Origin of the sequence: Psittacicella melopsittaci, assembly GCF_003585925.1 — a bacterium.
GTDB classification, from domain to species: Bacteria; Pseudomonadota; Gammaproteobacteria; order Enterobacterales; family Psittacicellaceae; genus Psittacicella; species Psittacicella melopsittaci.
In genome coordinates this window covers 90234-101968 of the sequence record NZ_NRJH01000012.1, presented here as the reverse complement: position 1 = coordinate 101968, position 11735 = coordinate 90234, and the positions used below count along the sequence as shown (strand labels likewise).

9 protein-coding genes are annotated in these 11735 nt (G+C 38.4%); 8 read left to right on the top strand and 1 reads right to left on the bottom strand.

Annotation, left to right across the window (positions count from 1 at the left end; all coding sequences use genetic code 11):
• Nucleotides 1–230 precede the first annotated feature (230 nt).
• Entirely contained in the window at nt 231–626 is a 396-nt protein-coding gene (locus tag CJP74_RS01420) for a DUF6693 family protein (RefSeq protein ID WP_119496495.1), read from the bottom strand.
• Between the two features lie 322 nt (nt 627–948).
• On the opposite strand from CJP74_RS01420, the gene CJP74_RS01415 reads away from it, so the two are divergent.
• The 8 genes from CJP74_RS01415 to CJP74_RS01380 all read left to right on the top strand — a co-directional run bounded on the left by CJP74_RS01415 (nt 949) and on the right by CJP74_RS01380 (nt 11734).
• Nucleotides 949–1926, top strand: coding sequence for a DNA cytosine methyltransferase (locus CJP74_RS01415; protein ID WP_119496494.1), 978 nt, complete (start codon nt 949–951; stop codon nt 1924–1926).
• A 191-nt stretch (nt 1927–2117) separates the two neighbouring features.
• Nucleotides 2118–2786 carry a hypothetical protein gene (locus CJP74_RS01410; RefSeq protein WP_119496493.1) on the top strand — a complete coding sequence of 223 codons (669 nt, stop codon included), beginning with the start codon at nt 2118–2120 and terminating at the stop codon, nt 2784–2786.
• Nucleotides 2787–3086: 300 nt separating this feature from the next.
• Nucleotides 3087–3821 (top strand): hypothetical protein, encoded by a 735-nt coding sequence (locus CJP74_RS01405; protein ID WP_119496492.1) that lies wholly within the window; start codon nt 3087–3089, stop codon nt 3819–3821.
• A gap of 403 nt (nt 3822–4224) precedes the next feature.
• Nucleotides 4225–5226, top strand: a complete 1002-nt coding sequence (gene pheS, locus CJP74_RS01400) for a phenylalanine--tRNA ligase subunit alpha (RefSeq protein WP_119496491.1) — start codon at nt 4225–4227, stop codon at nt 5224–5226.
• Nucleotides 5227–5252: 26 nt separating this feature from the next.
• A complete protein-coding gene (gene pheT, locus CJP74_RS01395; protein WP_119496490.1) occupies nt 5253–7652 on the top strand; it encodes a phenylalanine--tRNA ligase subunit beta in 2400 nt (799 codons plus the stop codon).
• A 10-nt stretch (nt 7653–7662) separates the two neighbouring features.
• Nucleotides 7663–8055: an HU family DNA-binding protein gene (locus tag CJP74_RS01390; protein WP_119496489.1), complete on the top strand. Its 393-nt coding sequence runs from the start codon at nt 7663–7665 to the stop codon at nt 8053–8055.
• 414 nt (nt 8056–8469) lie between these two features.
• Complete coding sequence (locus tag CJP74_RS08055) at nt 8470–9759, top strand: HlyD family secretion protein (RefSeq protein WP_222986828.1); 1290 nt, start codon at nt 8470–8472, stop codon at nt 9757–9759.
• Between the two features lie 10 nt (nt 9760–9769).
• The gene (locus CJP74_RS01380) at nt 9770–11734 is read left to right on the top strand and encodes a glycosyltransferase family 2 protein (protein ID WP_119496488.1); all 1965 of its coding nucleotides are present in this window, start codon (nt 9770–9772) and stop codon (nt 11732–11734) included.
• Nucleotide 11735 lies beyond the last annotated feature (1 nt).

Here is an 11735-nt window from a genome sequence, read left to right as displayed (position 1 = left end):
AAAGGCAAAGAAAAAAGCTAACGGCAAAAACTAAAGCAAAATGCAAAAGCAAAAAGTAAAACCCAAAGCAAATAGCAAAAGCAAAAAGTAAAACCCAAAGCAAATTGCAAAAGCACAAAGTAAAACCCAAAGCAAATTGCAAAAGCAAAAACAAAACCCAAAGTAAAAAGATCCCCGACCTAGGGATCTTTTTGCGTAAGAGGTAGGGTGCCTCTATGCTCAAGCGACTTCTAATCTTTGATAATTACAGTTGTGTTCAGTGCTTGTTTTAAAGCAATATACGTAAAGAAAATGAGATATAAACCAAAAGTTAAGAAGGTTAAGAGAACACAAAGAATCCATTGCAGAATATAGTCAGACCAGTTTAACTGACAAACGAGAGAGCCTACTTTAGTGTTAGTATCACGATCAACAACAATGGTTGAGTTGATTACCGTTTTAAAAAGGTGATAAGTGTAAATCGGAGTAGCTATCCCTAAAGTAACTATCAGGAGTAAAAACCAAAGGAGCAGATGTAAAATAATTCCCCCTACGCCAATTTGACATTTTAGCTTGTAGTTAAGCCAAGTGTTTGGTGGGGGAGAAAATTCCTGACGCGGAGTTTGAGATTGAGGTAAGTTGGTCATGCGAGTTATTTCCTCTCGAAGTTATAGAAGACGGTTACTTTTATTATATGCCAAGTGCCTTTATCTCTAGGTAAAAATAAAGGAAAAAACTCAAGCTAGGTAGGCGAGTTGGTGGAGCTAGGACAAGGTAGGCGAGTTGGTGGAGCTAGGTTAACAAGGTAAACTAGACTGGTGTTATTAGCTTGATGAGGTTAGCTAGGTGCAACTCGTGGATCCCTATTGCCCTTAGTTGGAGAGATTATAGCCTCTTTTAGGGACAAAAGCTCCAGAGTTCAGCCCACTGCGCTATAATGATAAAGCTAAAAACTGCGGAGAACTATGCATGCTAGAAATTAAAGAAAAATCGCTCGAAGGAATGACCTTCATTGACTTGTTTGCGGGACTAGGTGGCTTTAGAATTGCCCTTGAGTCTTTAGGTGCCAAATGTGTTTACTCTAGTGAGTGGGATGAACCTGTACGCAAGGTTTATGCGACAAACTTTGGGGAAACACCAGAAGGAGATATTACTAAAGTTGATGAACAGTCTATTCCTGAGCATGATATTTTGTGTGCAGGTTTTCCTTGTCAGGCTTTTTCAATCAGTGGCAAGCAAAGAGGCTTTGAAGATAGTCGTGGCACCTTGTTTTTTGATGTAGCTCGCATTGTTAAAGCTAAAAAGCCTAAAGTAGTATTCATGGAGAATGTAAAAAACTTTGCCAGCCATGATCAAGGACGTACTCTAGCAGTAGTTAAAGCAACTATGGAAGAGCTAGGCTATACTTTTTACCACAAAGTACTCAATGCCGTTGATTATGGGGTACCACAAAAGCGCGAACGTATTTACATGGTTTGCTTTAGAAAGGATCTTGCTGTAGCTCCTTTTACTTTTCCTCTGCCTTTTCCTTTGACGCGACATGTAGAAGATTTTCTTTTAGATGATCCAAGTCTGGTAGAGCATTTATATGTTGAGCGATCAGATACCTACTTCAATGGAGTTGCCGATGACACTTATAGCAATAAATCTATTCGCCTTGGCATAGTCAACAAAGGGGGGCAAGGGGAAAGAATTTATAGCACCAAAGGGATAGCGATTACTCTTTCGGCTTATGGTGGGGGAGTATTTGCTAAAACAGGAGGCTATTTAATTAACGGGCGCACCAGAAGACTTCATCCAAGAGAATGTGCTCGTATTATGGGCTATCCTGATTCTTACCAAATTTGTGACAAGGCAAATCAAGCTTACAAGCAGTTTGGTAACTCGGTGGTTATAGAAGTATTGCAACTTATTGGCGGGCAAATAGGGCAAGCTCTGCAAGGGTAATAAGCTAAAAAACTTGACTAATTTTCTTACTTAAACAGCCTTGTTCTCGTAAAAAGTGTGACCTAGGTCACAAAACCAGAAAAAACCTCAGTACTTTTACTGTAAGAGAACTAGAATAGAAATTAAGAACAATTGGAGTAAAAGCAATTTTTCTTATATAATATACAGGCTTAATAACAAGTGAGGAAACTATGGCTTATCTATATATAGTTTTTCTGATCGTGTTTGTTGCAATTTGTTATAAACTCTACACTTATAATGGCGGAGTTAATGCTCAAGAGGTTGAAAGACCTGACCCTGAGGCAAAAGGGGAATATGATCATCTAAGAGCATGTTTAGAAGGTAAGGGTAAAGTACCTGATGCTTATATTACGTGTGAACTCCCAGTTTATCGTGATGCTACAGATGTAAAATACTTTCATCCTAATGCCGAACGTTTACTAATTTGTTTAAACAGTGGTAGGCGCTATCGTTTAGCTTGGACAGAGATTTCGCGTATTTACTATTTACAAGAACGTAATAGTCCATTCTTTCAAATTGTAATAACCTCGATTGAGGGTGACAAATTTATCTGTAAAAATATTTCCCGAAGTGACATCAAAGATTTTGAGCAGAACGTGGAAATTTTTACCACTGCCGTGCAAAGTAAAAGCAGTCATGCTCTTCCTTTACAAAGATTTGCTTTTATCAGTAAAAACTGTCAATACCTACCTGCACGAGCAAGTAGCTACTATCAAGATATTGTCCAACTTAAAGAAAAACTAGCCCAAGAAAATCGAGCAGTTCCTGCTGATTTCTTAATGGCAAACTCTAATACATCGTATCTTGATTTACAATATAAACCGCATTTACAACCTTAAAAACGTCTAGCTACCAAGCGCGAGGCTTGCAGACAATTAGATTTTTTTAAGATAGATTAAAGCAGCTCTTTGGAGCTGCTTTCTTGCATCTTAGAACTCAGAAAATATTGCTCTCTTTCATTTACCTCTTTACTTGGTATATCTCACTTCTACTTTTTTCTTTTTCTTTTTTTGCCAAACTTTGCCCCAAAAAAAAATAGCCTCAAGCGTTCCTAATTATGTGATCTATCGTTTTTTCTCTGCAAATAAGTAACAGCTGTGGCATAATCAAAAAATATGAGGCTTAAGGAGGAGACGCCTATGTATTTAGCTGCTATGCATCACTTTTTTAAAGATTTTTGGAGCAAAGCAAAAGGACGGAGATCCCAAACTTGCCCCAGAGATCTCATAGATCCGCAATTATATTCGGATATAGTTACTGACTTCCATAAACTTTGGCTTCCAGGTTTACAAGCCATTCATTTGGGAGTGGCAATCATTCCTGCCCAACAGGCGCAATCATTCGTTTCCTCTACAGGAGCTATTAAAGGCACTTTAAAAGCAGCTCAAGAAGATAGGGTTGAATTCATGGTTTGGGGGGTAGACGACCGTGGCGTTTATTACGAGCTCAGTAAAAGCTATGACTATTTACTAGCTTTAGCTGCCAAACTAAAAAAAGAAACCAACTTAGACTTTTGGGCAAAGCTTACTGCCGAACAGAAAAAACATCGTCCTGCCGATGGCAAACCTATTTTAGCCCATGTGCATCCTGAGTTTGCTTTGGCACTAGCTGATTTAGATCCGAATGATTACAGTCAATTGCTTACCCAAGGCTATGCCTTTGTTGAATTAACTTGTAGCCAAGTTTACCAACAACTCGAGCAAGTAAGACACAATGATTGGAACCAAGCTTATCTTTGGGTACAAGCCAATGAAAGTTTTGAGGTAGACTTTGCTCAAGATAATCCCGAAGATTTAAGGGCGGGAAGCAGACTTTGGGAGCAAGACCTTGAAGAGGCTCTAGAGACAAGTAACCAGTATTTTGCTCATAAATAAAAATTTGAGGCTCAGGTTTTATACTTGAGTCTTTGATTTTTGTGGCAAAATAGTGAAAAAACTTTTGTACTTAGATAAAGTTTTAAGTATAATTAAGCGTACACTTTTAAATTTAGGCAAAATAAAATTGACTGTTTTTTATAGGGTTAAGTGTTAATAGTTCTTATTAAAGTTAAAAAAAGCAAGCAAGAACTAAAAAAGAGTATTTTTCCTTGCTAAAAAGATAATAATATGTAATTATTAAGGGATTTTTGGTATAATAGAGCAGTGTTTTTTTCTATAAGGCAAAGATATTTTTTTGCCTGAAGCCTTATACCAAGAAATTAATACATATGCGTATTCTTGGTAATACACATCTATATTAATTTTTTGGTGCAATAACAAATACAACAAGAGTTAGTCAATGATTGATAATTCACAACTTGAACAGCTAGTACAAGAAGCTCTAGCCCAAATCGCTCAAGCTGATAGCGTACCTGCATTAGAAGAAGTGCGTTTAAACTACTTCGGGAAAAAAGGTCATTTCTCTTTATTAATGCAACAATTACGTGATGTTCCTAACGAGCAAAAAGCTGCCGTAGGTGCAAAAATTAATGAAGCAAAAACTACTGCGCAAACGGCTTTAAATGCTCGCCGTGAAGAAATTGTAGCAGCTGAGTTAAATGCTAAATTAGAAGCTGAGCGTATTGATGTTACTTTACCAGGTAATGCTCAAGGCATGGGTGGTTTACACCCAGTAAGTAAAACAATTAACCGTGTAGTGTCATTTTTCAGTGAAATTGGCTTTACGGTAGTTGGTGGTCCAGAAATTGAATCAGCATACTATAACTTTGATGCTTTAAATATTCCAGATCATCACCCAGCTCGTGCTGATCACGATACTTTCTGGTTTGATGCGCAAAGATTACTGCGTACGCAAACTTCAGGGGTGCAAATTCGTTCTATGGAAAAAATGGAAGCTCCATTAAGAATTATTGCTCCAGGTCGTGTATATCGTAATGACTATGACCAAACTCACACGCCTATGTTCCACCAAATTGAACTTCTCTTTGTGGATTATGCGGACAAAGTGAGCTTTAAAAACCTTAAAGGGGTTATTAAAGACATGTTAACTAACGTATTTGAAGAAGAACTTCAAATTCGTTTCCGTCCTTCTTACTTCCCATTTACAGAACCTTCGGCTGAAGTTGATGTTATGGGGAAAAATGGTAAATGGCTAGAAGTACTAGGTTGTGGGATGGTGCATCCAAAAGTACTTGAGTCTGTAGGTATCGACCCAACTAAATACCGTGGCTTTGCTGTAGGTATGGGGGTAGAACGTCTAACCATGTTACGTTACGGCGTAAATGACTTACGTGCGTTCTTTGAGAATGATTTAAGATTCTTAAAACAATTTAATAACTAGTGACTTAAGAAAAATTTGGAAGCAAGATGATTGTTAGTGAATTAGCATTACGTAACTGGGCTAAACTCCCGCCAAGAGCTCAAATAATTTCCGATTTAACTATGCTAGGTCTGGAAGTAGACGGCGTAGAACCAGTTGCGGGTGAATTTAATAATGTAGTAGTGGGAGAGGTAGTAGAGTGTAAACAACACCCTAATGCAGATAAACTCCGCGTTACTAAAGTAAATGTAGGTGAAGAGCAACTTCTAGATATAGTTTGTGGTGCACCTAACTGCCGTCAAGGCTTAAAAGTTTGTGTAGCTAAAGTTGGTGCGGTACTACCGGGTGACTTTAAAATTAAAGCTGCTGAACTAAGAGGCGAGCCTTCAAATGGGATGCTTTGTTCGTACAGCGAACTAGGTATTAACATTGAAGCAGATGGAATTGTTGAATTACCAGCTGACGCTCCTGTAGGTACAGATGTACGTTCTTACTTACAACTTGACGATGTTGTAGTTGAAATTGGCTTAACAGCTAACCGTGCAGACTGCTTATCACAATTAGGGGTAGCACGTGATTTAGGAGCTAAATATTTAGTGCCAACTAAATTTGCTGATTTCAAAGCAAAACTTTTTGCTCAAGCAGCACAACGTGTTACGCACAATGAAGTATTCCCAGTAGAATTAGTAGACGACAAAGCTTGTCCTGCGTATGCTTCACGTATTATTAAAGGCGTAGACGTAAAAGCTCGTACTCCAGAGTGGATGGTACAATACTTAGCTCGTGTAGGCGTACGTTCAATTGACCCTATTGTAGACATTACTAACTATGTGTTACATGATTTAGGTCACCCTATGCACGCTTTTGATAAAGCGAACCTACAAGAAAAAATTGTTGTGCGTCCAGCCCAACAAGACGAAGAAATTGTTCTTCTTTCTGGGGAAACAGCAAAATTACAAAGCAATACATTAGTAATTGCTGATACTAAAGGACCTATTGCTTTAGCAGGTATTTTTGGTGGTGAACACTCAGGGGTTAACGAGAATACAACAGATATAGTATTAGAAGCAGCTCATTTTGCTCCTTTAGCTATAGTTAACCGTGCTCGTCAATATGGTTTACACACCGACGCTTCACACCGCTATGAGCGTGGCGTAGACCCACAAATGCTGTTAGTGGCAATGGAACGTGCAACTGAGTTAGTATTAGAAATCTGTGGTGGTAGTGCAGGTCCAGTTAACCTAGTAGGGCAATTACCAGACAATAGCCACACTATTACTTTAGCACATAACTTACTCGAACAAATTGCGGGTATTGGTTATAGTCAAGCGCAAGTAGTTGATATTCTTAGTGCTTTAGGTTGCCAAGTGCAAGCGCACGATAATCAAACTTACACTGTAACTACTCCAAGCTGGCGTTTTGATTTAGAAATTCCAGAAGATTTAGTAGAAGAAGTTATTCGTGTGCATGGCTACGAAAACATTCCTACAGCTGCTCCAGAAGCAAAACTTTCAATGCGTCAATTCCGCGAAGCAGATTTACCTCTAAATCGCGTAAAAGATGTATTAGTAAACCGTGACTTCCAAGAAGTAGTTACCTACTCATTTGTGGAACCAAAACTGCAAGCTTTATTCCACCCAGGTGAAGCTACTTTAGATCTACCTAATCCAATTTCGGTAGAAATGAGTCAAATGCGTTTAAGCTTATTTACGAATTTATATTCAACTTTAGCTTACAACCAAAAACGTCAACAAAAACGTGTACGCATTTTTGAAGCAGGTTTAACCTTTGTGCCTAACGCTGATGCTGAACTCGGCGTAAGCCAAGAATTAGTTTTAGCAGGTTTAGTGGCAGGTGAAACTGTGCCACAAGGCTGGAATCACACTAGCCAACCTGTAGACTTTTACCATGTAAAAGGTATAGTTGAAGATTTATTAGCTATTACAGCTACTGAAGTAAGATTTGCTCCAGCGCAAATAGCAGGTTTCCACCCAGGACAAACTGCTGAGATCCTCCACCAAGGGCAAAGAATTGGTTTAATTGGTAAAGTACACCCAGCTTTAGCTAAACCTTATGGTGTAAGCGGTGATGCTTATATGTTTGCTTTAGATGCGCAAGCTATAGCTTTAACCCATGTGCCAGAAGCAAAACCTGTATCTAAATTCCCAAGTAATAAACGTGATATTGCTTTAATTGTCAATGAAAATGTTTTAGTTGGTGACCTAATTGCAACTGCCCGCAAAGCTGGTAGTGAATTACTCACTGATGTACATCTCTTTGACTTATTTAGAGGTGAACCTTTAGCACAAGGCACCAAATCAGTGGCTTTAACTTTAACAATTAGTGCAGATGACCGTACTCTAGATGATGCTGAAACTAATGCAGAGATGACACGTGTAGTGTCAGCATTGGCACAAGAGTTTGGGGCAGTACTGCGCGAGATTTAATTAAGTAATCATGAAAAATAACGAAAATCTAGAGAAAAAGTCTAGCAAGAGAAAAAAAACAGTAGTAGACAAATTACCTTGCGTGACGCGTAAAGACTTAGCTTATAAGTTACAATCTAACTACGGTTACGATTTATCTTTAAGTAAACTTTTTGTTCAAGTTTTCTTTGATACTATTAGAGATAAACTGCAAAAATCAGAGACAGTTAAATTATCTTCTTTTGGTACTTTCTCTATTGTGCAAAAATCTGCACGTCCAGGACGTAACCTACGTACTGGGGAAGAAGTGGAAATTAGTGCACGTAAAGTAGTGCGTTTTGTTCCTTCTCGTAAACTGCGTGTAAACTCAGAAGAAAACAGTTTAGACGCAAGCGAAAGCAAAGCAAGAGAACTTAAATCTTAATAACAATGTATAATAAAGGTGCTTTACCTTGTTAATTGTAGTTTTTAGGTTTAATTTTATCTAGGTCAACTAGATTTATTCCCCCTTTATAGTTTGCTTGAACCCAGATTATAAGGCAACAGAATACAATCAAATCCGGGGAGTAAACTCTAGGTGATTTAGGAACAAGCTAAGTAACAAATAACAGTTCTTTTTTAAAATTAAACCTATTTTTCTAACATTCAAAACAAACTACTTTACACTGCAATAACCTAGGCAAAAGCCCCTAAACTTATATTGTTGCAACCTTTTTTCTGTTTTGTCGAGGCTAACTGCTTGAAAAACGAGCTTTTTGCCCGTAGACTAAAGCAATAGAAAATGATTTAGTAAAATAAAAAGACTTAGCTAAATTTACCTCTTAAATAACCTTACCCTATGCAATCTTATAATAATTTTAATGATCCTTCGGACTTGTTAGAGATATATTTAACTACCGAAGCTGGGGAAAGATTTATTCTACGTGACCTCGACGCTTGTAGTCAGCAACTTAGGAAAAATCCTGAGTTGCAAGGGCTAATTTTTTATTCCCAGCCTTATGTCCGTTTACTAAGCGAGCCAAGTTTAGATGCTCAAGCTTATTTAACTCTATGGAAGAAAACTTTTACCAAAGTACTTGCTCTTAAACTAAACTTTGCCACGCAAGTTACTTTAGTTGCACAGGATCTCCTTGCCTTAGGTGATAAGGCAACTTCTCACTTGTCTAGTGTTCAAGAGAAAATAAGTTTAAAAGCAGTATACTATAACCTCGCTCAGCTTTTATTAAATCGCGATAGTCAGATACAAGAGCTTTATCAAGCTCTGCAAATGCAAGTAACCTATCCAAATTCCTCTTATGAAGAAGTTTCTCTTGTAACCTTTAGAAAGTTTGTAACAGAGAAAGAACCTCAGCTTGTTGAGCAAGGAACCGCAGTTAGAGTTGCAGAACTAGATCAATTAGCTCAATTTGAGCAAGCTCAAGCAGAGCAAGATCAAATAGATCCAACTCAAGAGCAATTAGCCACTACGCAAGCCCAACTCGATCAGACTCAAGCCCAATTAGCTACTACGCAAGCTCAACTCGATCAGGCTCAATCCCAATTAGCTACTACGCAAGCCCAACTCGATCAGGCTCAATCCCAATTAGCTACTACGCAAGCCCAACTCGATCAGGCTCAAGCTCAATTAGCTACTACGCAAGCCCAACTTGAGCAGGATCAAGCACAATTAGCAGTTCTCGAAGAAAAATATCTCCAGCTCCAAGAGCGTTTTGCTGCCAAGATAGAAGGACAATTTGTCCCTCGCGAGCAAAAACCTCAAGCTAAGCAAAAAGTAAAGCTTTTATATGGTGCTCCTGATAGAGTAAAAAATCATCTGAGCTATCGTTTAGGCACGCAAATAATTAAAGCGGGTAAATCTTTTCCGCAAATGCTCTTACTCCCTTATAATCTTGCCGCAACCTATCGCTCTTATCGTAAATATCGTAAGAGCATTAAGGGGATAGTGCAACCAAGACTTAAAGACTATCAAGATTATGCCCAAGGCGAGCAAGTTATGGAGAATTTATCTTACCGTTTAGGCAAGGTGCTAATTCAAGATTTTAGACAACCATACAAGTTTAGATGGTTGGCTTTACCTAAGCACCTGCGTCAACAAGTACTTGAGTTTCGTCAACAGAAAAAAGACTAGAGTTGAGTTTATGACCTTATTCTCTCAAGCTAATCAGCTATTTCGTCAAGGCTCTTACCAGCAAGCTCTGAGCCTTTACTACCAAATAGCTTTGCAATATAAAGATTTAGATTTGGTAGAGTACAATATTAGCCAATGTTGGAAGCATTTAAACTACCATGGTTCACCGCAGAGTTTAACCCTTGCACAGATTGAACGCCTTTGGCACGAGCTTGAAGCCAGTCCTGAATTAAAGAACTACTATCAAGGCAATATCAGTCCTTATACGCTCGATTTAATTGCACAAGGCGTAACTGATCCGCAACGTTTATATACTCCCAATCAACTGCTTAATGTTGCTGACTTATATCAACAGGTAGCTCATACCCCAAGTCCTGAGTTACCTCCTGCCCATTGCCCTCTAGTAAGCGTGATTATGACTTGTCATAATACAGAAGAGTATATTGAAGAGGCTTTAAATTCGTTACTTTTACAAACCTACCCGAATTTAGAAATTTTAGTAATTGACGATAATAGTAGAGACAATACCTTTGCCATAGTTGAACGCATGGCAAAAGCTTATGGTCGCATTAAAGCTCATCGCTTAAATGTTAATCTAGGCACTTATTATGCAAAAAACCTCGGGATAACTAAAGCTAAAGGAGAAATCATTTTCTTCCACGACTCCGATGATGTTTGTCATCATGAGCGTATTGCTCGTTGTGTAGCGCATTTACTCGCCCACCCGAAAGCTATTGCCGTACGCTGTGCCTATGCTCGCGTAGAAACTGAGTATAATAATGTTATACGTTTAAACAACAATGCCTATAAGCTGGGCTTAATTACCCTAGGTGTTCGTAAAGAAGCTTTTGCCCAAGTGGGTTATTTTAATAACACCACGTGTGCTTCCGATGATGAGTTTTATCATCGCCTCGTAGCCAAATATGGGCGTCAACAAATAGTTGGCTTAATGCTCCCTTTATACTTTAATACCATGCGAGCAGATTCGCTTTTTGTGGATATGGTAGAGTGGACTAATCGCTTTAGCATTAACCAAGAGCTTTCGCCAATGCGAGCTAACTATAGTAGCACTTTTAAAAAGTTTCTCGAGCAAACCCCACCCCAAAAGTACAAAGATTATTTTACTTTTCCACGCACTCGGGATGTTTATCCGCTTGAGACGGGCATGAGTAAACTCGCTAACCCTAAACTACCAGTTTATGTTAGTATTTGCTCGATCCCAAGTCGAGAAAAACAACTTGCTAATGTAGTTAAGGCTTTGAGTCCGCAAGTAGATTATTTTCATTTTTACTTAGACGGCTATGCTAAAGTACCTAAGTTTATTGAAGAACTAGGCGACAGGGCAACGGTAGTTGTAAGTAAAGATAAGGCAACTTCAATACGTGATAATGGCAAGTTTATTCTCCTCGAAAAACTGCTAAAAAATAATATAGATGCCTATTACTTAACTTGTGATGATGACTTAGTTTACCCTGTAGATTATGTTAACTGCCTCCTAGCTAAGCTTGCACAATACCAAGAGCAAGCGGTTGTTGGTGTGCACGGGGTTATAATTCCGAGCAGTATTAGCAAGTACTTTTCTCCGCAACGTCTGGTATACAACTTTAATAAAGGACTCGAAGAAGACAGGGCGGTGAATATTCTTGGTACGGGTACAGTAGCCTTTAGAGTAAGTCAGTTTAAAGAGTTTAAACTAAGTAACTTTAGTCAACCAGGAATGGTGGATCTTTACTTTGCTATCTACTGTAAAGAAAATAATCTTCTCCAAGTAGCAATACAAAGATTTCCTGAATGGCTAAGCGAAGATAATGGCAATAGTGCTACATTATTTACCGAGTACAAAAATAATGACAAGGTACAGACCTCGCTAGTACAAAATCATGCTCCTTGGGGGTTTACTGCTATTAAGCAACTCATAGGTGATAAAGAAGTCTTACAAACTTTATTACCAACCTTAAACTTTTATTTGCATTAAC